The sequence below is a fragment of the Stenotrophomonas mexicanensis genome, from assembly GCF_032911605.1.
In the GTDB taxonomy this organism is placed as follows: domain Bacteria; phylum Pseudomonadota; class Gammaproteobacteria; order Xanthomonadales; family Xanthomonadaceae; genus Stenotrophomonas; species Stenotrophomonas maltophilia_A.
In genome coordinates, this window is the sequence record NZ_JAWJTG010000036.1 from 1 (window position 1) to 24,805 (window position 24,805).

The 24,805-nt window shown below is 67.3% G+C and carries 21 protein-coding genes and 1 tRNA gene; 9 read left to right on the forward strand and 13 right to left on the reverse strand.

Annotated features, from left to right (window positions below; genetic code table 11):
- Positions 1 to 154: 154 nt before the first annotated feature.
- From gloA2 to R1L06_RS15005, 5 genes are all read right to left on the reverse strand, one after another.
- Positions 155 to 559 carry an SMU1112c/YaeR family gloxylase I-like metalloprotein gene (gloA2, locus tag R1L06_RS14985; RefSeq protein WP_317218101.1) on the reverse strand — a complete coding sequence of 135 codons (405 nt, stop codon included), beginning with the start codon at positions 557 to 559 and terminating at the stop codon, positions 155 to 157.
- Positions 556 to 1,626 (reverse strand): serine hydrolase domain-containing protein, encoded by a 1,071-nt coding sequence (locus tag R1L06_RS14990; RefSeq protein ID WP_317218102.1) that lies wholly within the window; start codon positions 1,624 to 1,626, stop codon positions 556 to 558. Before R1L06_RS14990 ends, gloA2 begins: the two co-directional genes overlap by 4 nt.
- Before the next feature lie 16 nt (positions 1,627 to 1,642).
- Positions 1,643 to 3,583, reverse strand: a complete 1,941-nt coding sequence (locus R1L06_RS14995) for a DUF885 domain-containing protein (RefSeq protein ID WP_317218103.1) — start codon at positions 3,581 to 3,583, stop codon at positions 1,643 to 1,645.
- 94 nt (positions 3,584 to 3,677) lie between these two features.
- A complete protein-coding gene (locus R1L06_RS15000) occupies positions 3,678 to 4,463 on the reverse strand; it encodes a queuosine precursor transporter (protein WP_049437362.1) in 786 nt (261 codons plus the stop codon).
- The gene (locus R1L06_RS15005; RefSeq protein ID WP_317218104.1) at positions 4,460 to 5,155 is read right to left on the reverse strand and encodes a DUF502 domain-containing protein; all 696 of its coding nucleotides are present in this window, start codon (positions 5,153 to 5,155) and stop codon (positions 4,460 to 4,462) included. The genes R1L06_RS15000 and R1L06_RS15005 overlap by 4 nt, the downstream gene beginning before the upstream one ends.
- Before the next feature lie 76 nt (positions 5,156 to 5,231).
- Between R1L06_RS15005 and R1L06_RS15010 the strand changes: the two genes are divergently transcribed.
- Entirely contained in the window at positions 5,232 to 6,548 is a 1,317-nt protein-coding gene (locus tag R1L06_RS15010; protein ID WP_317218105.1) for a hypothetical protein, read from the forward strand.
- Positions 6,549 to 6,555: 7 nt separating this feature from the next.
- Here R1L06_RS15010 and R1L06_RS15015 read toward each other — a convergent pair whose 3' ends face one another.
- The 4 genes from R1L06_RS15015 to trxA all read right to left on the reverse strand — a co-directional run bounded on the left by R1L06_RS15015 (position 6,556) and on the right by trxA (position 11,371).
- The gene (locus tag R1L06_RS15015; RefSeq protein ID WP_032128978.1) at positions 6,556 to 7,008 is read right to left on the reverse strand and encodes a DUF4442 domain-containing protein; all 453 of its coding nucleotides are present in this window, start codon (positions 7,006 to 7,008) and stop codon (positions 6,556 to 6,558) included.
- A 75-nt stretch (positions 7,009 to 7,083) separates the two neighbouring features.
- Entirely contained in the window at positions 7,084 to 8,709 is a 1,626-nt protein-coding gene (locus tag R1L06_RS15020) for a CHASE2 domain-containing protein (RefSeq protein WP_317218106.1), read from the reverse strand.
- On the reverse strand, positions 8,706 to 10,406 hold the full coding sequence (locus R1L06_RS15025; protein WP_049421053.1) for a FecR family protein: 1,701 nt from the start codon (positions 10,404 to 10,406) through the stop codon (positions 8,706 to 8,708). Before R1L06_RS15025 ends, R1L06_RS15020 begins: the two co-directional genes overlap by 4 nt.
- Before the next feature lie 107 nt (positions 10,407 to 10,513).
- Positions 10,514 to 11,371, reverse strand: coding sequence for a thioredoxin (trxA, locus tag R1L06_RS15030; RefSeq protein ID WP_317218107.1), 858 nt, complete (start codon positions 11,369 to 11,371; stop codon positions 10,514 to 10,516).
- 125 nt (positions 11,372 to 11,496) lie between these two features.
- Here trxA and R1L06_RS15035 point away from each other — a divergent pair, with 125 nt between their 5' ends.
- The 8 genes from R1L06_RS15035 (at position 11,497) to R1L06_RS15070 (ending at position 18,387) form a co-directional block, all read left to right on the forward strand.
- Complete coding sequence (locus tag R1L06_RS15035) at positions 11,497 to 12,099, forward strand: DUF998 domain-containing protein (protein ID WP_317218108.1); 603 nt, start codon at positions 11,497 to 11,499, stop codon at positions 12,097 to 12,099.
- Between the two features lie 105 nt (positions 12,100 to 12,204).
- Positions 12,205 to 14,847, forward strand: a complete 2,643-nt coding sequence (gene leuS, locus R1L06_RS15040; protein WP_121504589.1) for a leucine--tRNA ligase — start codon at positions 12,205 to 12,207, stop codon at positions 14,845 to 14,847.
- 136 nt (positions 14,848 to 14,983) lie between these two features.
- Complete coding sequence (locus R1L06_RS15045) at positions 14,984 to 15,568, forward strand: LPS-assembly lipoprotein LptE (RefSeq protein ID WP_032128984.1); 585 nt, start codon at positions 14,984 to 14,986, stop codon at positions 15,566 to 15,568.
- A gap of 9 nt (positions 15,569 to 15,577) precedes the next feature.
- The gene (holA, locus tag R1L06_RS15050) at positions 15,578 to 16,615 is read left to right on the forward strand and encodes a DNA polymerase III subunit delta (RefSeq protein WP_032128985.1); all 1,038 of its coding nucleotides are present in this window, start codon (positions 15,578 to 15,580) and stop codon (positions 16,613 to 16,615) included.
- A gap of 3 nt (positions 16,616 to 16,618) precedes the next feature.
- Positions 16,619 to 17,284: a nicotinate-nucleotide adenylyltransferase gene (gene nadD, locus R1L06_RS15055; protein WP_317218109.1), complete on the forward strand. Its 666-nt coding sequence runs from the start codon at positions 16,619 to 16,621 to the stop codon at positions 17,282 to 17,284.
- A gap of 58 nt (positions 17,285 to 17,342) precedes the next feature.
- Positions 17,343 to 17,753, forward strand: a complete 411-nt coding sequence (gene rsfS, locus R1L06_RS15060; RefSeq protein ID WP_005418109.1) for a ribosome silencing factor — start codon at positions 17,343 to 17,345, stop codon at positions 17,751 to 17,753.
- Positions 17,754 to 17,817: 64 nt separating this feature from the next.
- Positions 17,818 to 18,288: a 23S rRNA (pseudouridine(1915)-N(3))-methyltransferase RlmH gene (gene rlmH / locus R1L06_RS15065; RefSeq protein WP_317218110.1), complete on the forward strand. Its 471-nt coding sequence runs from the start codon at positions 17,818 to 17,820 to the stop codon at positions 18,286 to 18,288.
- Positions 18,289 to 18,310: 22 nt separating this feature from the next.
- Positions 18,311 to 18,387, forward strand: a tRNA-Asn gene (locus R1L06_RS15070).
- A gap of 134 nt (positions 18,388 to 18,521) precedes the next feature.
- Here the strand turns inward: R1L06_RS15070 and R1L06_RS15075 are convergent.
- The 4 genes from R1L06_RS15075 to R1L06_RS15090 all read right to left on the reverse strand — a co-directional run bounded on the left by R1L06_RS15075 (position 18,522) and on the right by R1L06_RS15090 (position 24,712).
- Positions 18,522 to 19,943: a basic amino acid/polyamine antiporter gene (locus R1L06_RS15075; protein WP_317218111.1), complete on the reverse strand. Its 1,422-nt coding sequence runs from the start codon at positions 19,941 to 19,943 to the stop codon at positions 18,522 to 18,524.
- Between the two features lie 138 nt (positions 19,944 to 20,081).
- A complete protein-coding gene (locus tag R1L06_RS15080; RefSeq protein WP_317218112.1) occupies positions 20,082 to 22,916 on the reverse strand; it encodes a TonB-dependent receptor in 2,835 nt (944 codons plus the stop codon).
- A gap of 191 nt (positions 22,917 to 23,107) precedes the next feature.
- A complete protein-coding gene (locus R1L06_RS15085) occupies positions 23,108 to 23,758 on the reverse strand; it encodes an energy transducer TonB (RefSeq protein ID WP_317218113.1) in 651 nt (216 codons plus the stop codon).
- 216 nt (positions 23,759 to 23,974) lie between these two features.
- Positions 23,975 to 24,712 (reverse strand): SIMPL domain-containing protein, encoded by a 738-nt coding sequence (locus R1L06_RS15090; protein ID WP_006382138.1) that lies wholly within the window; start codon positions 24,710 to 24,712, stop codon positions 23,975 to 23,977.
- Positions 24,713 to 24,805 lie beyond the last annotated feature (93 nt).

Here is a 24,805-nt window from a genome sequence, read left to right on the forward strand (position 1 = left end):
CATGGGGGCTCGATGGCGCCATCCATGGCGCCAACGGTCCTGCCCACCCACACCGCCCCGCCTCTGACAGATTTCTGCGGCTGTTGGTAGGTGTCGACCAAGGTCGACACGGTAGATCCACGCCATGCGTGGATGAATCTCGATTGAAGAACGCTCAACCGACTTCGTACAGCTCCAGCGGCAGGTCGTCGGGGTCGGCGAAGAAGGTGAAGCGGCGGCCGGTGTATTCGTCCACGCGGATCGGTTCGCACACCACGCCATGTGCGGCCAGACGCTGGATGAAGGGTTCCAGCCGGACGACGCGGAACGCGAGGTGGCGCAGGCCCTGGGCTTCCGGGCGGCTGGGCCGGGGTGGCGGCGAGGGGAAGGAGAACAGTTCCAGCTGGCCGCCGTCGGGCAGGGCCAGGTCCAGCTTCCAGGAATCGCGCGCGGCACGGTGGTTCTCGGCCAGCACGCGCAGGCCGAGGATGCGCACGTAGAAGTCCTTCGAGCGTGCGTAGTCGCTGCAGATCAGTGCGGCGTGGTGGATGCCCAGCAGGGCGTCGGCATCGCGGGTCATTGCAGGGTGTCCAGCCAGCGCTGGGCGATCTTCAGCGCCAGCGGATAGGGTTCGGGGTCGTTGCGGTTGGTCAGCACGATCACGGTCAGGTGCTTCTCCGGATGGCGCACGATCACGTTGCGGAAACCGATGCTCTCGCCGCTGTGCCATTGCACCGGCCCGTTCAGGCGCCAGCCGAAGCCGTAGTGCGGCACGTCGGCTTCAGGCGTCGACGTGGCCGGGCTGAACATCGCGCGGCGCGAGGCCTTCGACAGCAGGCGGTCGTCATACAGCGCGGCATCCCAGCGGGCGAGGTCGTCCAGCGAGGAATAGATGCCGCCATCGCCGAGCACGGCGCTGGTGGTGCTCTGGTCGGTGCGTTGCCAGCGACCGTCGATCCAGCTGTAGCCATAGGCACGTGCTGGCACCGTATCGACACCGTCCTGGTGGGCCACGGTGTGGGCCATGCCCAGCGGCGCGAAGACGCGCTGCTGCAGGAAGGCGGCAAAATCCTGGCCGGAGGCGCGGCCGACGATCATTGCCAGCAGTGCATAGCCGCTGTTGCTGTAGCGGTACTGCGTGCCCGGTGCGAAGTTCAGCCGGTCCTGGCGCGACAGCAGGGCCAGCACATCGGCATCGTGTACCTGCCGTGTGTCCGCCGGGTCCATCAGGTCTTCGTAGTCGAGCAGGCCGCTGGTGTGCGAGAGCAGCTGGCGGATCGTGATGGCCGCTGCAGCCGGCGGCAACTCGGGCAGCCACTGCCGGGCCGGCTGGTCGAGCCCAAGCCGGCCATCCTCCACCAGCAGCAGCACCGCCGCAGCGGTGAACTGCTTGCTGACCGAGGCCAGCCGGAAGTTGCTGGCCGCGGTGACCGTGGTGCCGTCCTCCAGCACCGCCAGGCCGTAGCCGCGGCGGAATACCGGTTGCCCGTCGTGCAGTACCAGCACGGCGGCGCCGGGTACCTGGCCATCGTGGGCCTGCATCAGGCCGTCGATGCCCGCATCCGGTGGGGTCAGCACCGGTGCGGCGGAGGTGGCCAGCGGCAGCAGGCCCAGCACGGCGGCGAACAGGACGACGGCAGGGCGCATGGCGGCTCCGGAGGGGTCAGGGTGAAGGCGCGGGTGTGGCGCTGGCCGGCTGCGCCATCCAGCGCTCCATCTTGCGGTCCAGCACGTCCAGCGGCATCGAGCCATCCTTCAGCAGTTCGGCGTGGAAGCGGCGCAGGTCGAAGGCGGCACCCTGGCGTGCCTTGGCCTTGTCGCGCAGGGCGACAATGGTGGTCAGGCCGGCCACGTTGGACAGCGCCTGGCCGGGCTGGGCCATGATCCGCTCGACTTCGGCGTTGGCGTCATCGCTGCTCATGTCCACGGTCTTCTGCAGGTAGGCCACGGCCTGCTGCTTGCTCCAGCCCTGGGCGTTCACGCCGGTGTCGGCCACCACGCGGGCAGCGCGCAGCAGGCGCGAATACAGGTAGCCGATGCGGTCGTAGGGATCGGTGTAGATGCCCAGGTTCTCACCCAGTGTTTCGGCATACAGGCCCCAGCCTTCGACGAAGGCGAGATCGCCACCCAGGCGGCGGAAGCGCGGCAGCTTGGCCAGCTCCTGCTGCAGGCCCAGTTGCAGGTGGTGGCCGGGGATCGCTTCATGCAGGTACTGCACCGGCACGTTCCAGCGCTTGCGGCTGGGCAGGTCGCGGGTGTTCACGTACAGCACGCCCGGTTGCCCGGCCGCAGACGGCTGGTAGGCCGCTGCTGCGGCGGTCAGTGCACGCTCCGGTTCCACCGCGCGCACGTCCAGCGTGGACTTGGGCAGGGTATCGAGCACCTGCGGCAGGCGTGCGTTGACCTGCTGCTGCACCTGGCGATAGCGGTTGATCAACGCATTGGCGTCGCCGTACTGGAACTGGCGGTCGTTACGCATGCTGCGCAGCAGCTTGGCCGGCGTGCCGCGCAGCTTGGCGTCCTTCATCACCGTGGCGATCTGCGCCTGCAGTTCCTGCACGCGCTGTTCGCCCAGCGCGTGCAGCTGCGCGGCGGTCTGGTCGCTGGCCGTGGTCTGCACGATCAGGTTGGCGTACCAGGCCTGGCCATCGGGCAGTGCGCCCAGGCCGCTGCTGGTGCGCGAGGCGGGCAGGTATTCGGTGGCGATGAAACCGCGCAGGGCGCGATAGGCCGGCATGATGCGCAGTTCGATCATGCGCTTGTATTCGGCGCTGATGCGGGCCTTGTCCTCGGCCGCGATGGTGTTCGGCATGGTGCGGATCGGCGACCAGAAGATGCTCTCTTCGGCGGTCGGCTTGATCACTGCATCCAGCTGCGGCAGCACTTTTTCCATCAGGTCGCGTGGCTGCACCACGCCGGCCTTCATGCCCTGGCGCATGTTGTCGATGGCCTGGTCGAACAGCTCGGGAATGCCGAGCGAACGGCGCGACCAGGTGTCGTAGTCCTGCACTGTGTTGAACGGCTGCGCGCCGGCACCTGCACCGAGGATCGCCATGATGCTGCCGACGTTGTAGTACTGGCTGATCGGCATCATCCAGCTCGGGTAGCGCTCGGCGGCCAGCGAAGCGCGCGCGTCGCGCACGAAGATCTCGTAGCTGAGCAGGTCCTGGCCCTGCAGGCCGTCGCTGCCGAGTTTCTCGACCTTGCCCAGCCACTCGGTGGTGAAGTCGTGCGATTGCTGGCGCCACGCGGCGGACAGGATGTTGGGCAGCTGGTCGTTGTAGCGGGCCTCGCCCTGGAAGGTTGCCTGCAGCGGATTCAACCGCATCGAGGCATCCCAGTATTCGTCATACAGGCGCTCCAGCTGCACCTGCTTGGGTACGGCGCGGGCCGGTGCGACCGGACGCGGCGTGGCGCGGCGCGCCGAACTGCCACGGGCCGGCGCGGTAGCGCGGGCAGGCCGGGCCTTGGGCTTGGCGGCCTGGCGGGTCTGCGCGGCGGCAGGACGGCTGGCCTTCTTTTTCGCAGCTTCGGCCGACGGCACGGCGCTGAACAGGAACAACGCGGCGATGGCGGCGGCCAGGGCGCGGGTGGGATGCGGCATCAGGAGCTTCCGTGGAACACAGACCGTGGAGCTTGCACGATCCGGCCGCGTACGGCCAGCGTGAAGGCGCAGTCAGCTTTTTGCTGCTGGGGCTTCAGTCAGCCGCAGCGGCGGCGCGCAATGATGCGGCTCGCTCGGCACCCAGATAGCGGGTGATGGCACGCCGCATCAGGTACAGCAACGGAATCAGGGCGATCGCAAAGCCCATCTTGTAGATGTAGTTGACGCTGCTGACGGCCAGGAACAGCGAGGTCGGCCAGTGCTGCGGTCCGAGCACGAAGGCGATCCAGATCACCACGAAGCTGTCCACCACCTGCGAGATCGCGGTGGACCCGGTCGCACGCAGCCACACGTGGCGCTCGCCGGTGGCCTGGCGGATGCGATGGAACACCGCCACGTCGATCAGCTGGCCGAGCAGGAAGGCCACTAGCGAACCGGCGATGGTCCACATGCCCTGGCCGAACACCGCTGCGAATGCCGCCTGGTAGTCCGGCACGCCGTGGCCATCCATCGACGTGACCCACCAACTGGCCGGCGCCAGCGAAATGGCCGCGAAGGCGAACAGGAAGCCGTAGCCGATCAGCACCACCGCCAGCCACGAGATGAAGCGCACGCCGCGCTTGCCGAAGAACTCGTTGATGGTGTCGGTCATGATGAACACCACCGGCCACAACAGGGTGCCGGCGGTGAAGCTGAGCGAGCCGGTCTGGCCGAACAGGTTCCAGTTCAGCGGAGCGATGCCCAGGGTGTCTTCCAGCGCGAAGATCTTCACCCCGATCAGCTCGGCCAGCACCGCATTGCCGCAGAAGAACGCGGCCAGCACGATGAACAGCAGGACCGCGCGGTCCTGCAGCGGGCGCTCGATCGGCGCCGGGGTCATTCGGTGCGTTCGCCGGTGCGTTCGCCGGCACGGGTGAACGGCACGTTGGACGGCGCCACGGCACCGCCGGAAATGATGAAGCTCATGGCCTGGTCGACGGTCCAGTCGGTCGGCGTCAGCAGTTCCACCGGCACGATTTCCAGGTAGCCCGAGGTCGGGTTCGGCGTGGTTGGCACATACACCGCGGCCAGCTCACGGTCGGTGCCGTGTTCCTTGATCACGCGGGTGACCAGGCCGACCGATTTCATGTCGCGGTGCGGGAAGTCGATCAGCACCACGCGCTGGGTGCTACCCGGCTCGGTCTGCAGCATGTCCAGCAGCTTCTTGGCGCTGTCGTAGATGATGCTGGCCAGCGGAATGCGCTTGATGACCGCGCCCACCCAGCGCAGCAGGCGCTGGCCGAGCACGCGGCGGCTGGCCACGCCCACCGCCAGGATCACCAGCAGGGTGGCCAGCAGGGCGATGGTGTCCTGGATCCATTCGGCGCGGACCCAGCCGAGGTAGTGCGGGAAGCTTGTCGCGATCTGCTCGGACAGCGGTACCACCAAGGGGCTGGAAATGCCCGACAGCAGCACGAACACGAACTTGACCACGACCCAGGTCAGCCAGATCGGCAGCAGGGTCAGCAGGCCGGTCAGGAACAGGCGCTGCAGGGAGGGGCGGGGGACCAGGGCGGGGGCTTCGAGCGACATGCGCGCATTGTAGCGGTCACTGCCGGTCGATTACGCTGGGGAATCGACTGTGGCAACGGCACATGGAAGGGAAGCTGTGTTGAAGATTCTGCGCGGACTGGGCTGGACCCTGGCAGGCCTGCTGGTGCTGGCCATCATGGTGTGGTGCGCTTCGCGCATGTGGCCGGTGCCCGAATCGCGGCTGCAGGCGCAGCAGCGACTGGAAGCACGCCTGCCGGCGACTGGCCACAACGGTTATGCCCTGTTGTGGACGCTGCCGTTCGACGATCTGGATGCCCGCCAGCGCGAGCAGGCGTTGGCCGAGGACGTGCGCCGTTGGGAGGCCGACCTGCGGGGCAGCAGCGGCGGCCAGACACACTTGGTGGCCAACCATGCCGAGCTGCGTTCGCGGCCCGGTGCCAGTTGCGGGCCGGCCGCCAGCGGCTGCCTCGCCCAGGTCCGCGCGGACCCGCAACGCTTCGTGGAGGCCCATGCCGGGCACCAGCAGTTGCATGCGCGGCTGGATCAGCTGGCCGAAGCGGACTACTTCATGTCGCCGTTCCCGCCGAAGGGCGAGGGCGTTCTGGTTCCGTTGCCGACCTATGGCGTGGTGATGGACGCCACCAGTGCACGCGCGCTGGCGTACGTGCAGGGCGATATCGACGGTGCCCTGCGAGGTGCCTGCCGTGGCTTGCAACTGGGCCGGCGGCTGTTGCCCGGCAGCAGCTATCTGGTCGAGAGCATCATCGGTGCCAGCCTGGTGCAGGCCAATGCCCAGCTGCTGGCCGACATGCTGGTCGAACTGCCGGCCGACCACCCCTTGCCGGCGGAGTGCGAACAGGCCATGCAGCCGCTGCGGGCCGAGGAACAGAGCCTGTGCCGTGCCATGCAGGGTGAGTACGCGATGAGCCGGGCGGCGATCGAGACATCGGCGCGGGAGTTCGGCGGCGTGCTGGTGCTGGATCGCAGCAGCACCCTGGCCCGCGCGGCCGGCAATCTTGGCTGGGCCTGTGGCGCGGCAGCCACATCGGCGCTGGAAGCGGATCGCCCGTTGCCAGTGCCGGCGCCACCGCAGCATGACTTCGGCTGCCTGTCGAACGTCATGGGCTGCGTGCTGACCGATATCGCCGCGCCGATCTATCCTGCCTATTCGTCACGGCCACAGGATGCCGCGGCGATGGTGCGGCTGCTGGGGGCGCAGCGTTGGCTGCGGCAGCAGACGGATGATCCGGTGGACGCACTGCAGCGGCTGCCGGTGCAGTTCCGCTCGCCGGTGCGGGCGCCGCAGCTGTCGGCCGACGGCCGCCACCTGCAGGTGCCGCGTCGCTCTCCAGCGCGCAGCGCTGAAGAGAACCCGTGGCTGTCGGTGCCGTTGCAGAAGGAATCGGCTTCGACTGCTGCGGGACGCGACTGAAGCGCGCTCAGCGTGCGTGCGGCTTCAACCGCAGGTAGACCTGCTTGCGCACCTGGGCGACCACTTCGCCGCTTTCATCGACGACATCATTGCTGAACCATCTCAGCACTTTGTCACCAGCGGCCGCTTCGGCGCGCAGTTCGTCCAGCAGTGCGTCATCGATGCGGAACGACGTACGTACGGTGCCTCTGCCGGGCTTGAGGAAATCGATGGCACCGGCACGGTCCCACACGTAGTAGTCGCGGCCGAGGATGTGCAGCAGGCCAAGCATCCAGAACGGATCGGTCATCGCAAACAGGCTGCCGCCGAAATGCGTGCCGACGTAGTTGCGGTTCCAGGGCCGCATGCGCAGTTCGACGTCGATCTGCCGGTAGTCCGGCGAGACCCGGGTGACGTGGATGCCGGTGAACAGGAACGGCGGCCAGAGATTGATACCGAAGCGGAACAGGCGGGCGTTCATGCGGGTCCGGGGGCGCAGGGCGAGGCGCCCAGTCTAACCATTCGCATGCGTATGTTGCACCCCGGGCGGCGAGGGTCACGCCTCGCCGTCGATGACATACCCGTCGCGGCCGTTGGCCTTGGCCTGGTACAACGCGGTGTCGGCGCCTTCGACGAAATGGTGTGGTTGCAGCGTGCCGTCGGGTACGCGGGTGAACACGCCGATGGTGAGGGTGACGCCTGCTTCGCTGCCGTCACCGGGCGCCGGCAGTGCACGCACGCAGGCGATCAGGTCCTCGATGACCTGGCGCGCGCCCTCGGCCGGGGTATCGGGCAGCACCAGTGCGAACTCGTCGCCACCGTAGCGCGCGGCCATGTCGCGTGGGCGTCGCGCATGCGTACCGATCAGGCGTGCAACATCGCGCAGCACGCGGTCGCCGACCTGATGGCCGTGGTGGTCGTTGTGGCGCTTGAAATGGTCAACGTCGATCAGTGCGAGGCTCAAGGACTTGCCACTGCGTCGCGCGGCATCGCATTCCTGTTGCAGCGACTGCTCGAAACGCAGGCGATTGCCGAGACCGGTCAGCGCATCGCGGTTGGCCAGGCGGTGCCAGGCCGAGACGCGCCAGGTCGCCCAGGCCAGCAGCACCAGCAGGATGCCCAGCATGGCGCTGGCCGGTGCCCACCACAGGTCACCGGCGCGCAACAGCAACCAGCTCAGCAGCGGTGGAAGCGGCAGCGAGCACAGCGCCGCGAGCCATGGCAGGCGCAGGCCGAGCAGGATCACGCACAGTGCCACCAGGACGCCACTGATGGCGTGCTGCCAGAGACGGGGCAGCAGGTCGATCTGCTTGTGCTGCAGCAGCATCGAAGCGATGTTGGCCTGGTACTCGCTGCCGCTCATCCAGAACTCGCGGGTGGTCGGGGTCAGCAGCCGCGGTGCGATGCCGCTGGCGGTCATGCCCACCACGATGCGGCGGCCGTGCAGCATCGCCATGTCCACGTGACCATCCAGCACATCGGCATAGGACACCTGCGGCAGGCGTTCGGGCGGTCCGGCATAACGCACCCGCACGTAGTCGTTGCGCCGCCATTGATAGGGCGAACCGATCTCCGGGTCGGGGTCGGGCAGGCCGTGCACCGCGCCCGCCGGCAGGTCGGCCAGCGCCAGGCCCAGTGCTGGCCAGTGGGCCTGGCCGATGCCGGCACGCAGGTACACGCCGCGCGCGACACCATCGCCATCCACTTCCACATCGGTGTGGCCGATCGCTGCGGCACTGGCCGCGATCTGCGGAATCGGCAGCATTTCCTCGGCCATGCGGTCGCCGGCGGCCGGTGCCGCGAGTACCGGCAGCACCACCCGGCCGTTGCGGCGTATCGCGGCGGCCAGTTCATCGTCCTGGCGGCTGTCGCGGCGATCAGGTTCGGACAGCATCAGGTCCAGTGCGACGCGCTCGGCACCGGCATCGGTCAGCCGGTCGAGCAGGCGGGCATGGATCGAGCGGGGCCAGGGCCATTGGCCGATGCGCTGCAGGCTGCCCTCGTCGATGGCCACGATCAGCACGCTGGGGTCGGGGCGGTAGTCCCAGTTGCCGACCATGGCGTCGTAGGCCGCTTCGTCCTGTCGCCACAGCCACTGGCCCTGGCTGGCGATCACCGTCAGCACCCCGGCCAGCAGTGCCAGCAGGATCCGCTTCGGCCACGGCAGCGGCGAGCGCCTCATAACAACAGCAACAGCAGCAGGGCGCCACCACCGGCGCCGTAGCACAGGCGGCAGGGCAGCTTGATCTGCTGGGCCGGTGAGTACTCACCCGCATGACCATCGTCGTCGATGTACTGCACACGCACATGCAGGGTGCCGCTCCACGGCCGCTTGAAGCTGACCTGCGGCTCGCTCACGGTCTGGTCGACCAGGGGCGCCCTGAAGTCGCCACGACGGTCCACCTGCACCCGGTACTGCTGGCCTTCGCTGCCGGCCTGCCAACGCAGGGTCAGTTCGCCATGCGCGGCCTCAGGCGGCTGCAGGGCAGGGTCGACCGGTTCATTGCTCAGTTGCAGGGGCAGGGCCTGGCCGTAGCGGCCCTGATGGCCGTTGCCGTCGCGCGACGCCACCCGCCAGAAGTACTCGCCGGGCGGCAGCGGCTGCGCCAGGCGCAGGTCGGTACCTGGGGTGCTCTGTTCCTGCAGTGGCTGCACGAAGCTCGGCTCGGCAGCGATCTGCAGCACGCTGCTGCGCGCGCCCGGCGCCTGGCTCCAACGGAAGCGCGGGCGGTCGCTGTTGACGGTCTGCCCATGCAGGGGGGCCACGGTGAGCGGCGGCGGGGGCTGGTCGCTGAGTTCGAAATCGGCGCTGGCGTCGAGGCCTTCCACGCCCTGTGCATCCACCGCGCGCAACAGGATGCGCAGCTGGCCGGGGGGCAGGTCACCGATCGCCAGCCGGGTGTCGGCGGTGGTGGCGGCAAACAGCAGGATTTCCGGCGTCGCTGCCTGTACAACTTCCACGCGGTAGCGCGCGGCGCCGTCGACGGGGTCCCAGGCAAGCAGGGTCGGCAGGGGCGCCAGGCGCACCTCGTCGCTACGCAGCTGCGGCGCTGGAAGAAGGGCGGAGACAGCGTCCGGTGCGGCATCGGCGCTGCTGCTGCGGCTGGCCTGTCCAGGCTGGACCAGGCGCTTGCCGTGGGTGTTGCCGACCTGCACCTTGCCCTGTAGTACTTCGGTGGCAGCCACCTGGCCGGTGTCACCGGCGCTGACCCGGAAGACGGTGCCGCGCACGCTGCTGGTCGCCGTAGGTGCATCGATGATGTAGCGCGAGGCCGGGCCACGGGCAGGTGTCACCCGATTGCTGGCGCGGCCCTGCTGCAGGCGCAGGCGGGTATCGACCATGCCGGTGTGGCCGTAGCGGCTGAGCTGGTCCAGGCGCAGCCGGGAGTACTCGCGCAGCTGCAGGCGCGAGGCGTCAGCGAATTCAAGCGTGACGCTGGAGTCGCCTTCGGTCTGCACGGTGTCACCGATGCGAAGTTGTTCCCCGGCGAGTATCGCGCGCGAGGCACTGCCATCGGCGCCTGACAGTTCGACCTTGCCGCGCACCGACAGCACGCGGGCAGGTGCCGGTTCGATGCGCAGCCAGCTGATCGGGAAGCGCAGCAGCTGCCCCGGTGGCAGCTGGTAGGGGTTGTCGATGCGGTTGTGCTGTTGCAGCTGCTGCCAGCGCACCGAGGGCTTGAGGTACAGGCCTCCCAGATCCCACAGGGTATCGCCGGGACGGACCCGGTAGTTCCAGTCCTGGGCGGCGGCCATGGCCGGCAGGAAGAGAAGAGCGCAGAGCAGCGCGCCCTGGAAGCGCATGGCGAACGACAGCGAGCGGACGAAGGTCACAGTTTGCAATCCCGGCAATGCGGGGGCGCAGCTGCAAGACCCCATGGCCCCGACCTCATCCCCCCGAACGGATCGTGGCGACCGTACGGCCGCCATCCCGCGCATTATTGCCCGCGTTCAGTGCAGGGATTCTGAACGAAGTGGGTTCCCGTTCAGAACAGCAGGGAGGCCATCCGGCGGCGGTACTGGCCGACCAGGTCCTCGTCGGAGATCACATTGAAGGCGTCGATCAGGGCCTTGCGCGGCAGTCCGTCCTCGAACGTGCGGTCGATCCGCAGCATTTCCAGGAACTGGGCCAGCGCGACTTCGTCGTGGCCACCGAGCAGCAGCTGTACGCCACGCAGGTGGCGTGCCTTGAGGTCCTTGCCATCGGCGGCGATGCGCGCGTCCAGCACTTCGGCGGCCGGGGCGTCCTTCAGGGCCGAGGCGAAGGCCAGCCGGGCGCGTGCACGCACGGCACGGTCGTCGGTGGCCAGGTTGGCGGGCAGGCCATCGATCAGCAGACCGGCTTCATCCACGCCACCGATCTGCAGCAGGGCCAGCGCCAGGTCGAGCTTCAGCTCGTCCTTGTCCGGCTCGGCGGCGATCTGCGCGCGCAGCACGTCCACCTGCGCCTGCGGGTCCAGCGGCGCTTCGTCTTCGGCGACGGCGTCGCCGATGTCGGCCGGCACGATGCCGTGCTGGGCCAGGAATTCACGCAGCTGGCCTTCCGGGATGGCCCCCGGGAAGCCGTCCACCAGCTGGCCGCCCTTGACCAGGAACACGGTCGGCACCGAGCGGATCTGGAAGGCGGCGGCGATCTGCTGTTCCTTGTCGACGTCGACCTTGGCCAGTTCGAAGGCGCCGTTGTACTCGGCAGCCAGCTTTTCCAGCATCGGCCCGAGGGTCTTGCACGGCCCGCACCAGGTGGCCCAGAAGTCGACCAGCACCGGCGTCTGCAGCGACTTCTGCAGGACTTCGGCCTCGAAGGTCGCAGTGGTGGCGTCGAATACGTAGGTCGTCTCGGTCATGGGGGGAAGCATCGTTTGGCGTCTGGAGACCGATTCTATGGTGACGATCGATGCCGGTCTCAACCCGGGTTGTAGTAAATGCCTGACAATGCCGCCTTCCTGTCGCCGTCCTTTCCGGAGCCTGCATGTCGTCCCTGTCCCCGTTGCTGCGCCTGTCCGGTCTGGTCGCCGCACTGCTGTTCGTGCTGGCGGTGCTCGGTTTCGGCGCCGGCCTGGATGGCTACGCACAGGCTCGCCACCCGGTGGCGCTGCTGGGTGCACAGGGGGTGCCGCATGCGCTGGCCTTCAATCTGCTGGGCTTGGTGCTGCCGGGCCTGCTGGCGGTGGTTGTGGCCGAGTGCCTGCGCCGAGGGCTGTCGGCAACCGCCGGCTGGGCGCCCCGGGTGGGCAGCCAGATGCTGCTGCTGGCCGGGTTGGCGTTCGCCGCGATGGGGCTGCTGCCGCTGGATATGGATGACCTGCACGGGCCGGCCAGCCAGCTGCATGCCAGCGCCTGGATGATCTGGGTGCTGGGTTTCGTTGCCGGAACCCTGTTGCTGGGCACGTCGCAGTTGCGCCTGGCGCATGGCCGCGCGCTGGGCGCAGTGGCGCTCGCCTGTGGCGTACTGGCCGCGCTGGCGGCGTTTGCCCTGCAGGGCGTGTTGGCGGCGCCGCTGGCACAACGGCTTGCGTTCGCCTGCTGGACGGCCTGGCTGGCCCTGGCCCTGCCGTTGTCGCGGCCGCGCTGAGACCGGCCTCGGGCGCTCGCGGAGCCGGCCTTCAGCGGGCGGGATTGGAGACGTTTGCCGCACTGCGGTACGCTGTACCGCTTTGCCGCCGCATCCGCGTGTTCCATGACCAGCGCTGAAACCAACGCCTACGACCCGCAGCAGGTTGAATCCGCCGCCCAGCAGTACTGGGACGCCACCCGTGCCTTCGAAGTCGACGAGACTTCGGACAAGCCGAAGTACTACTGCCTGTCGATGCTTCCGTACCCGTCCGGTGCGCTGCACATGGGCCACGTGCGCAATTACACGATCGGCGACGTGATCAGCCGCTACAAGCGCATGACCGGCCACAACGTGCTGCAGCCGATGGGCTGGGACGCGTTCGGCCTGCCGGCGGAAAACGCCGCGATCAAGAACAAGACCGCACCGGCGGCCTGGACCTACAAGAACATCGAGCACATGCGTGGCCAGTTCAAGGCCATGGGCTATGCCGTTGACTGGTCGCGCGAGTTCGCCACCTGCCGCCCGGACTACTACGTCCACGAGCAGCGCATGTTCACCCGCCTGATGCGCAAGGGCCTGGCCTACCGCCGCAATGCGGTGGTGAACTGGGACCCGGTCGACCAGACCGTGCTGGCCAACGAGCAGGTGATTGACGGCCGCGGCTGGCGCTCCGGCGCCCTGGTCGAGAAGCGCGAGATCCCGCAGTGGTTCCTGCGCATCACCGATTACGCCCAGGAACTGCTGGACGGCCTGGACGAGCTGGACGGCTGGCCGGATTCGGTCAAGACCATGCAGCGCAACTGGATCGGCCGCTCCGAGGGCCTGGAAATCCAGTTCGATGTACGTGACGTTGACGGCGGCGTGCTGGATCCGCTGCGCGTGTTCACCACCCGTCCGGATACCGTGATGGGCGTGACCTTCGTGTCGATCGCCGCCGAACATCCGCTGGCGCTGCATGCGGCGAAGAACAACCCGGAACTGGCCGCGATGCTGGCCGACCTGAAGCAGGGTGGCGTGTCCGAGGCGGAACTGGAAACCCAGGAAAAGCGCGGCATGGACACCGGCCTGCGTGCGCTGCATCCGGTCACCGGCGAGCCGGTGCCGGTGTGGGTCGCCAACTTCGTGCTGATGGGCTACGGCACCGGCGCGGTGATGGCCGTGCCGGGTCATGACCAGCGCGACAACGAAGTGGCCAACAAGTACGGCCTGCCGATCAAGCAGGTGATCGCGCTGAAGGATGCGCGCACCGAAGAAGAGCGCACCTGGGATGGCAGCCGCTGGCAGGACTGGTACAGCGACAAGAGCCGTGCCTTCGAGCTGGTCAACTCGGCCGAGTTCGATGGCCTGGATTTCCAGGGTGCCTTCGAAGCCCTGGCCGAACGATTCGAGCGCAAGGCCCAGGGCCAGCGCCGCGTCAACTACCGCCTGCGCGACTGGGGCGTGAGCCGCCAGCGCTACTGGGGCTGCCCGATTCCGGTGATCTACTGCGCCAAGTGCGGTGCGGTGCCGGTGCCGGAAGAACAGCTGCCGGTGGTGCTGCCGGAGGACGTGGCATTCTCGGGTACCGGTTCGCCGATCAAGACCGATCCGGAATGGCGCAAGACCACCTGCCCGGAATGTGGCGGTGCGGCCGAGCGCGAGACCGACACCTTCGACACTTTCATGGAGTCGAGCTGGTACTACGCCCGCTACACCTCGCCGGGTGCCCGTGATGCTGTCGACAAGCGCGGCAACTACTGGCTGCCGGTGGACCAGTACATCGGTGGCATCGAGCACGCGATCCTGCACCTGATGTATTTCCGCTTCTATCACAAGCTGCTGCGCGACGCGCGGATGGTGGACAGCAACGAACCGGCGCGCAATCTGCTGTGCCAGGGCATGGTGATTGCCGAGACCTACTACCGTCCGAACCCGGATGGCTCGAAGGACTGGATCAACCCGGCCGATGTGGAAGTGCAGCGCGACGAGCGCGGCCGCATCACCGGCGCGACCCTGATCGCCGACGGCCAGCCGGTGGTGGTCGGTGGCACCGAGAAGATGTCCAAGTCGAAGAACAACGGCGTGGACCCGCAGGCGATGGTCGACAAGTACGGCGCCGACACCGTGCGCCTGTTCTCGATGTTCGCCGCGCCGCCGGAACAGTCGCTGGAGTGGAACGAAGCCGGTGTGGATGGCATGGCCCGCTTCCTGCGCCGCCTGTGGGCCCAGGTGCAGAAGCATGCTGCCGATGGCGCCGCTCCGGCGCTGGATGTTGCAGCACTGGATGCCAACCAGAAGGCACTGCGCCGCAAGACCCACGAGACCATCGGCAAGGTCGGTGACGACTATGGCCGCCGCCACAGCTTCAACACCGCCATTGCCGCGGTGATGGAACTGATGAACGCGCTGGCCAAGTTCGAGGACGGCAGTGCGCAGGGGCGCGCGGTGCGCCAGGAAGCGCTGCAGGCCATCGTGCTGCTGCTCAACCCGATCACCCCGCACGCCAGCCATGCCCTGTGGCAGGTGCTGGGCCATGGCGAGACCCTGCTGGAAGACCAGCCGTTCCCGCAGGCCGATGCCGGTGCGCTGGTGCGCGACGCGCTGACCCTGGCCGTGCAGGTCAACGGCAAGCTGCGTGGCACCATCGACGTGGCGGCCGACGCCGCGCGCGAGCAGGTCGAGGCACTGGCCCTGGCCGAGCCCAACGCGGCCAAGTTCATGGAAGGCCTGACGGTGCGCAAGATCATCATCGTGCCGGGCAAGATCGTGAACATCGTCGCCGCCTGATGTACCCCGTACCGGCCACCCGCGTGGTGGCCGGTACCATTCCGGTGCAGGGCCCGGCGTTTGATGGCCCTGCATTCACGCGGCTTCGGGCACGCTATGTGTTGCCGTGATCGCCCGGCTCCGCCAGACTGTCTCCATGACCCGAATCCTGCTTGCCCTCGTTCTTGTCCTCGGCCTTGCCGGCTGCGGTTTCCATCTGCGCAACAAGCTGATGCTGCCGACCGACACAGCACCGGTGAAGGTGGTTTCCACTGCGCCGTACAGCGAACTGGTCAAGCTGCTCAACCGCAGCCTGCTGGCCTCCGGCGCCAGGCTGGCCGATGAGGACAGCAAGGAGCCCAGCGCCCAGCTGCAGGTACTGTCCGAGCGCTGGGGCGACCTGCCGATCGCCATCGACTCGCAGGGCCGTGCGCAGGAATACAGCCTGCGCTACGCGGTGATCTTCATCTTCCGTCGCGAAGACGGCAGCGAACTGGTGCCGCAGCAGGTGATCGAGCTGTCGCGCGACTACGTGTCGCCGCCGACCGACGCCACCGGTACCACCACCGAACGTGAAATCCTGGCCAATGAACTGCGCCGGGAAATGTCCGCCTCGATCATCCGCCGCATCGACAGCGTGGTGCGTGCCGAGATCGAGAAGGGCGGCAGCCTGTCGGCGCCGAAGGACAAGCCGATCGAAGGCGCGGTACCGGCCGAGCCGGTCCCCGCAGCCAAGCACTGAGCCGCGCGCATGGAACTGCGTCCGGAGCAGCTGGCCAGCCAGGGCGCTGATACCGCGCTGGCGCCGGTCTACCTGATTGCCGGCCCGGAAACCCTGCGCGTGCTGGAGGCGGCCGACGCCATCCGCGCGCGTGCGCGCGCCTCGGGCATTGGCGAACGTGAAGTGTTCGACGCCGATGGGCGTGATTTTGACTGGAACCAGCTCGACGCCAGTTTCAATGCCCCCAGCCTGTTCAGCGCCCGTCGCCTGGTCGAGGTGCGCCTGCCCAGCGGCAAGCCGGGCAAGGACGGTGCCGAGGTGATCAGCCAGTTCTGCGCCAATCCGGCGCCGGACGTGGTGTTGATGATCACCGCCAACGAATGGAGCAAGGCGCACCAGGGCAAGTGGGCCGAAGCGGTCAACCGCATCGGCGTGCTGTCGGTGGCGTGGGCGATCAAGCCGCATGAACTGCCGGACTGGATCGAGCGCCGCCTGCGTGGCAAGGGCCTGCGCGCGGACCCGGCCGCCGTGCAGCGCCTGGCCGAGCGGGTGGAAGGCAACCTGCTGGCTGCCGCCCAGGAAATCGACAAGCTGGCGCTGTTGGCCGATGGCCAGCCGCTGGATGTGGAGCGCATGGAGTCGCTGGTGGCCGACGCCGCCCGCTATGACGTGTTCCGGCTGGTGGAGGCGACATTCTCCGGGCAACCGCCGGCGGTGCTGCGCATGCTGGCCGGCCTGCGAGGCGAGGGTGAGGCGGTGGCTGCGTTGATGCCGATGGTGATCCGCGAGCTGCTGGCCGGTGCTGGCCTGGCCCGGGTGCAGGCCCGTGGTGGCAACCTGGCCGCCGAAATGAAATCGCGCGGCATCTGGGAATCGCGGCAGGCGCCGTACAAGCGCGCGCTGCAGCGGCATCCGGAAAGCAAGCGCTGGGAGCGCTTCGTGGCTGAAGCGGGACTGGTCGACCGTATCGCCAAGGGGCGGGCCGACGGCGATGCTTGGCTGGCGCTGGAGCGCCTGCTGGTGGCTGTGGCCGAACCGCGTGCCGTGCGCCTGCTGGCGCGGGCCTGAGCAATGAGCCTGCGGATCTACTACGGGGGCACCTTCGATCCGGTGCACCTCGGGCACCTGGCGATCGCGCGGGCTGCCCGTGATGAACTGCAGGTTGCCGTGCGCATGCTGCCGGCGGCCGATCCGCCGCACCGTGCCGTGCCCGGCGCCACGGCCGAGCAGCGCTGCACTATGCTGTCGCTGGCCATCGGCGACGAACCGGGCCTGCTGCTGGACCGGCGCGAGCTGGATCGCGCGGCACGTTTCTCCGGTCGGCCGTCCTACACCGTGGACACCCTGCGCGAGCTGCGCGGCGAGCTGGGGCCGAGCCGGCCGCTGGCCTGGCTGGTCGGCGCCGACAGTCTGCTTGGCCTGTCCCGCTGGCACGAATGGGAGGCGCTGTTCGGGCTGGCTCATTTCGTGGTGGCGGAGCGCCCGGGCAGCCCATTGCAGGCTGCGGTGGATGGCGAGCTGGGCCGGGCGCTGGAAGGGCGTTGGGCCGACACCGAGCAGGCCCTGTTCGCCAGCCCGGCGGGGCGCATCCTGCGCCTGCACCACCCGCTGCGCGAGGAATCGGCCAGCGCGGTGCGCTCGCAGATCGCCGCCGGCGGCCCTTGGCGCGCCCTGCTGCCACCCAGCGTGGCGGACTATGTGGCTGCACACGGGCTGTACCGCCCGGCCAAGCCGTGAATGGCGCAGCGGCGCCATCCCCGTATAATCGCCCCCACGTTTATCGAGTCGATCCACTTTGAGCAACCAGACCCAGCCCCAGACCATCAAGGTCGATCTGCCCAGCCCGCCGCCGTCCGTGCCGGAACTGCTGGCCAGCGTCCGCCAAGCCACCGAAGACTTGAAGGCCAAGGACCTGGTCGAGATCGACGTGCGCGGCCGGTCCAGCGTTGCCGACTACATGATCGTCGTTTCGGGCACCTCGACCCGCCACGTCAAGTCGATTGCTGACGAAGTCGTGCGCTTCGCCAAGAACATCGACGTGATGCCGCTGGGCGTGGAAGGCGAGCGCGAAGCCGAGTGGGTGCTGGTCGATCTGGGCGACGTGATCGTCCATGTGATGCTGCCGCGCGTGCGTGAGTTCTACGCCCTCGAGCGCCTGTGGACCGTCGGCGACCAGCCGCCGTCCAGCGACGACGAAGTGGCCTGAGCCACGCGTTGATGCATCCCTTCGAGGGCGCCGATGGCGCCGTCGACGTTTTGGAGGACCGTTGATGAAAGCCCGCCTGATCGCCACCGGTGAACGCGCCCCCAGCTGGGTGGCGCAGGGCTTCGCCGAGTACCAGAAGCGGCTGTCGCACTGGCTGCCGTTCGAGCTGGTGGAAATCGAGCCCGGCCTGCGTGGCAAGGGGCGCGATCCGCGCCGCGCCACCGAAGATGAAGGCAAGCGGGTCATCGCCGCGCTGCCCAAGAACGCCTATGTGGTGGCGCTGGATGTGCCAGGGCGACAGCTGAGTTCCGAACAGCTGGCACTGCGCCTGGAACACTGGCGCGGGCAGGGAAGGGACCTGGCGTTCCTGATCGGTGGCCCGGAAGGGCATTCGCCGGAGGTGTCCGCGCTGGCCGATGAGAAGTGGTCGATCGGCCCGCTGACGCTGCCGCACATGCTGGTGCGCCTGGTGGTGGCCGAGCAGCTGTATCGGGCTGCCGCAATGATTGCCAATCACCCCTACCATCGCGCGTGAAGAGTGGTTATACTAGTCGTCTGCCCGAATAGCTCAGCCGGTTAGAGCACTTGACTGTTAATCAGGGGGTCGTTGGTTCGAGTCCAACTTCGGGCGCCACCTTGAAAAACCTGCATCGCGAGATGCAGGTTTTTTTTTTGCGTCTTTGTAGCGTCGAGCTTGCGCGACTGCTGTTGTGGAGCCGAGCCATGCTCGGCTGCTGCGGATGAACCCAGCCGAGCCTGGGCTCGGGTCTACAGCCCGAGATTGCCTCGCCAGAACGCCACCAGCGTAGCAACCGCCACAACCAGGATCGCAGCGAACAGTACCCATTCCCAACGCGTAAATACCTGTTCGCCGCGTTGGTGCCGGGTCAATGCGAACAACACCACGCCGGGCACGTAAAGCAGTACCGACAGCAGCAGGTTGTCCAGGCCGCCGGCATACACCAGCCACAGCGCATAGGCGCTGGCCAGCAGTGCGACCACGAAATCGCGCCAGCGCACGCCTGGTTCACCGGCATAGGCCTGCCCACGCCAGGCCAGCTGTACGCCGAATGCCGTGGACAGGAAGTAGGGCACCAGGCTCATCGACGCGGCCAGCAGCACCAGCCCGGTATAGCTGCCCGAATTGACCAGCACCAGCAGCAGGAACAACTGGATCAGCCCGTTGCTCAACCAGAGTGCATTGGCCGGCACCCCGCGCGCGTTCTCACGCCCCAGGAAGGCCGGCATGGTGCCGTCACCTGCGGCGGCATAGAGCACTTCGGCACACAGCAGCACCCAGGCCAGCAATGCACCGAGAACGGAGATGATCGAACCGATGATGATCACCGTCGCGCCCCATTCGCCGACAATGGCTTGCAGCACATAGGCCATCGACGGATTAGGCAGTCCGGCCAGTTCCGCCTGCGACAGCACGCCCATCGACAACAGGCTGACCAGCACCAGCAGCAGCCACACGCCGAGGAAGCCGATCACCGTGGCGCGACCCACGTCGGCACGGCGTGCGGCGCGCCGCGAGTAGATGCTGGCGCCCTCGATGCCAATGAACACCCACACGGTCACCAGCATCATGCCGCGCAGCTGCTGGCCGAGGTCGCCGAGTGCAGGCGCGCCGAGGAAATCGGCGCGGAACACGTCCATGCGGAACGCGCCGGCGGCCAGGACCAGGAACAGGGCGATCGGCAGCAGCTTGGCCACGGTCACCAGGCCGTTGACGATGGCGGCAGTGCGCAGGCCACGCAGCACCAACAGGTGCACGGTCCACAACAGCAATGAGGATGCGGCCACGGCGGCCGGGGTATTGCCTTCGCCGAACACGGGCATGAAGTGGCCCAGGCCACTGAAGATCAGCACGAAGAAGCTGGCGTTGCCGAGCACCGAGGCGACCCAGTAGCCCCACGCAGCGGAGAAGCCGATGTAGTTGCCGAAGCCTTCGCGTGCGTATGCGTAGATGCCGGTATCGAGATCAGGTCGGCGGTTGGCCAGCGCCTGGAATACGAAGGCCAGCATCAGCATGCCCGCGCCGCTCAGGGCCCAGCCGATCAGCGCGGCGGCAGGCCCGGCGCTGCGCGCCACGTTCTGCGGCAATGAAAAGATGCCGGCGCCGACCATCGAGCCGACCACCAGTGCAGTCAACGCGGGCAGGCCCAGGCGTTGCGAAGTTGCGGCCATGCAGATCCCCTGCGGCGGTGATGCCGCGTGCACACGGTAGCCATGTGCCCGTGAACATGCCTGCAAGGGGCGGAATGACGAAGACCCGGGCAGCTGCCCGGGCCTTCGAAGTTGCTGCGTTGAAAGGTGTTGCCTGTATTACTTGAAGGTGTACTTGGCACCGACGGTGAAGTAGCGACCGATGGCACCACTGAAGTGCAGCGGGTTGTAGTTGACACCACCGTAGGTGGACGGATCCAGCGGGGCGATGCGATCGAACACGTTCTGCACCGAGGCGTTCAGCTCGAAGGCTTCAGTGATGTTCCAGCGGCCCGACAGGTCGAAGGTGGTAAACGAGGAGATCTTCTTGACGTCCGTGCCGTCCGCATACGCGAACAGGTAGGATCCATTCGGGCCACGGAAGTCCTTGTTGTCCATCTTCGAGATGTAGTTGGCCACGCCGCTGACGCTCCACGGGCCCTGCCTCCAGGTGGTGCCAAAGTTGATGCGGTCCTTCGGCGTACCGATGCAGTTGGTCACGTCGCAGTTGCCGTGAGTACCTGCGTAGTCGACGGTCACGTCGGCATCGGTGCGCTCGAACTTGAGTACATGGCTCCACTGCAGGTCCATCTCCAGCTGGCCCGGGCCGATGTCGAAGGTCTGGCGGATATCGGTATCGATACCCCGTACCCGGGTCGATGCAGCATTGATGTACTGCGTGTTGACCGCCAGGATGCTGCCGGTGCCGGGCACGCCGTTGAGCAGGTTGCTGTCACGCAGTACGTTGCCGGCGGCAATGGCTTCGGAAGTGCTGCCCTGGGCGATTTCGTTGGTGCGCTTGATCTGCCAGGCATCGATGGTCAGCGAAGTCGTGGACGTGGGCTGCAGGACGATACCCACCGAGTAGCTCTTGGATTCTTCCGGCTTCAGGTCCTTGTTCGGGCGGGTGATGATGGCGACTGGCAGGGCGCCACAATCGTCGTCGTTCGCACCTGGTGCGGGGTTGCCGCCTGGGCAACGTACCGGATCGGACGCGTTGGAGAAGGCGGCCAGGCCACCATCTCCGTTCTCGGCCGGGTTCGGTGCACGGAAGCCTTCGGCGTAGCTGCCACGCAGTGCGATCCAGTCGGCCGGGGTCCACTTGATGCCGATCTTCGGTGTCGCCTTGCCTTCACCGCTCTCGTACTTGTCGTAGCGAACCGCACCGGACAGTTCCAGGGTTTCCAGCACGGGCGCAGACAGCTCAACGTAGCCGGCGTACACGTTCTGGGTGCCGTCGTAGGCCGAGTAGCCCAGACCGATGATCTGGCCTTGGTCGGTATAGGTCTGCGGGGTCAGGCTGTTGCTGGTCTTGCGCCATTCGGTACCCAGTGCCAGGCCCAGCGGGCCACCCTTCAGGTCCATCAGGCTGCGCGACACGGTGAAGTCGAACATGTCCAGGCTGGACTTGGCTCGGGCACTGATGTCAGGCGAGATGAAGTCGTACAGCGCCTGCGAGTTCATGCCGGCGTTGTCACCGATGCGCCAAACACCACCGGCGCAGTTCGGGTTGGCCAATGCGCAACGTACGTTGTCGTAGTTGAGGAAGCCGGTGCGCTTGTTGACCAGATCAGTGCCCGAGTGCAGATAGGCGGTGTCGTAGCTCCAGTCGCCCCAGTTGCCCTTGACGCCGACCAGGAAGCGGGTGAACTCATTGGTGTTGTTGGTCACGCGGGGACCGACATCCCACGCCGAATAACGCAGGCGCGAGGCCTGGCCGGGAATGGGATTGTCAGGATGATTCGGGCCCAGCACCACTGCGCCTGGGCCACTGTTGCCGTTGACCGGGCCTTCGGGGAAGCCCCAGCTGCCGGATACGCCGGACGGGGTGTTGCTGAAGGTGGTCTCTTTCTTCGAGTAGCCGATTTCGGTGTAGATCTCGCCACCTTCACCAAACGCGAAGCTGGCACGGCCAAACACGTTGACGTACTTCTCTTCCGGGGTCAGATCGCGATACAGCTGGTTCGGATCCCACAGGCAGCCCTGCGCCTGTGCAGTAGCCTCGGTCTGGCCGGGAATGGTGGTCAGGCCAGCACAGCCCGGCAATGCGACCAGGAAGGCAGGATTGTCCTTGGTCACATTGCGATCGTCATACACCGAACCGTTCGGACCAACACCGCCGCGGGTCTTGCCGCTGAGGAAGGCGCCGCCGAGGAACTGGGCGTTGTTGCCATAGCCCCACGGGCGGGTATCGCCGGTACCGATCCACTTGCGGTTCTTGCGATCACTGATCTTGATCGCGTCGGTCTTTGCGACATCCAGGCTGAAGAAGGCATTCCAGCCGTCGGTGGCCAGATCGCCGGTACCGGCGGTCAGGGTCGCCTTCTTCGCGTCGCCATCGCTGTCACCGGACAAACCGTAGGAGCCCCGGAGGATCGCGCCCTGGAAATCGCTGCGCAGGATGATGTTGACCACGCCAGCGATGGCGTCGGAACCATAGATCGCCGAGGCGCCGTCCTTCAGCACTTCCACGCGTTCGACGGCGTCGAGCGGGATGGTGCTCAGGTCGGTGAAGACCTTCTGGCCGTCATCGGCCAGGCCGTAGGTGGCCATGCGGCGACCATTCAACAGGACAAGGGTCGAACCCGCGCCCAGGCCACGCAGCGAGATGCCGGCACCACCGCCGGCAAAGCCGTTGCCGAAGGTCTTGGGAATGGAGCCGGAACCGTCGGCGGTCAGTGTCTGCAGGTACTCGGCAACCGTGGTCTTGCCCGTACGGTCGATTTCCTGGCGGGTCACCACCTGCACCGGGGACGGTGTTTCAGTGTTGGTGCGCGGGATGTTCGAACCGGTGACCGTGATGCGGTCCAGGTTGGTGGCCTTTTCCTGCGCGAAAGCGGAGGTGGAAGCCACGGCGCCAACCAGCAGCAGCGTGCCGCCGGTAAGGATATGGGTGATGGACGATGCCAGGGTGGTGCGGCGGCGGCTGGCGGGCCGTTGGATCAGGTGTTTCACAGCTTCTCTCCTAACTGGAAAACCGTAGCGTTGAGGGCTGTCTCCGGAAGATTCCGGGACGGACCAATCTAGGTTTCCGACAGGTGACGAAGTCGTGAATTTTTGCTTAATCAATAACAGTTGATCCTGTTCCGTCCGTACCCGTCCGGACGGAAGCGCCGGCCCGGCAAGCAGCCGGGCCGGCGATCACCTCAGTCCGGCAGCGAGAACTGCACCGGCACCATGCCGATGGCCGGCACGGCTACGCCATCACGCTGGGCCGGCTCGAAGCGCCAGTGCCTGAGCACCTGCTGGCGTGCAGCCTGGTCCAGGCTGCGCGAGCCACTGCTGCGCTCGATGCTGACCACCGCCGGCTGCCCGTGGGAGTCCACCTCTACCCGCAACAGCACCGTCCCCTGCTCGCGGTTGCGCAGTGCCGCCAGCGGGTAGGCCGGCGGCGGGGCGCTGCGGTACTGCAGCTGGGCGCCGGCCAGAGGCGTGGAGGTATCGATGCTCGGTGCCAGCTGGGGCGAGGCCGGTTCGGCGGCCGGCAGTGCGATGCCCTGGGTCTCCTCCACGGTCGCGGTAGGTGCGGGCAGGGGCGGTGCTACCGGCTGCGTCCGGGGTTTGGGCATCACCTGGACGATCTCTTTCGGCGGGATCGGAACCGGCGGCGTGGGCGGTGGCGGGATCTTCTCGATCAGCCTGACCGCAGTCTTGTCACGTGGGACCTGCACGGCCTGGTAGGTCGCCGGGATCAGCAGCAACAGGAAGGCCAGCAGATGCAGGGCGATGGCCGCGCTCCAGGCGGCAACGCGGGCGGGGTCGAAGTGCGGGGATGCAACGGGATACGTACGAACCATGGTCCACCTCCATGCCAGTGACGAAGTCCTCAACGCACCAGGGCCCGTGGCGGGGTTGCCGCACGCGGCTGGCAGTCCATCAGTAGCGCGACAGGGCGGCCACTGCCTAGAGGCAGGGGGGCGATCGTTGGGCTGGCCTTCAGCCAACGCCGGCTGCGGGCATGAAAAAGGCGGACCCCCTGCGGGATCCGCCGTTGTCGGCAATGGCGAACGGGATCAGCGACCCAGTTCGAACACCACGTCCAGGTTGACCGAGACGGTCGATTCACCCGGTGCGACCGGGGTGGCCTTGTCCATCGCTGCGCCGGCCGACATGGCCCGCATCATCGGCATCGGGCGGTAGCCGCCGCCGGCGTTCTCGGAAATGCTGACGATGCGGCGCACCTGCAGGCCCAGCGACTTCGCATAGGTCTGGGCGCGGGCCTGGGCCTTCTTCAGTGCAGCCAGGCGGGCTTCGTCGTAGACCGGTTCCGGCTGGTCGATCTCGAAGCTGGGGCCGTTGATCTGGTTGGCGCCCTGCGCAGCCAGTGCATCCAGCACCTTGCCCAGCTTGGCGATGTCACGCACCTTCAGGCTGACCGTGTTGCTGGCCTGGTAGCCGGTGATCTTCGGTGCTTCGTTGTCGGCATAGCGGTACTGCGGATTGAGGCTGACGCCACTGGTCTGCACGTCGCGCTCGGCGATGCCGGCGGCCTTGATCGCGGCCAGTACCTTGTCCATCTGCTGGGCGTTCTGGCGCATGGCGCTGTTGCCATCGGCGGCCTGGGTGACCACACCGGCCGACAGGGTGGCCACGTCCGGCACGCGGGTCGCCTCGGCATTGGCCGAGATGTTCAGCAGGGTGCCTTCGGCCGGGGCGGCGATCGACGGCGACGACGGGGCGGCATGGGCAGTCATCGAGGTTCCAAGGGCGAGGGACAGGGCGAGCAGCAGCGGGGTGGCGGTCAGGCGCATGGAGAACTCCTTGTTGTGCCGTTGAGGTTGGTGTCGTAGCGATGAACGCGCTGTGAGCCCGTTCGGGGTTGCGCACGTTCCGGGACGGGTTGC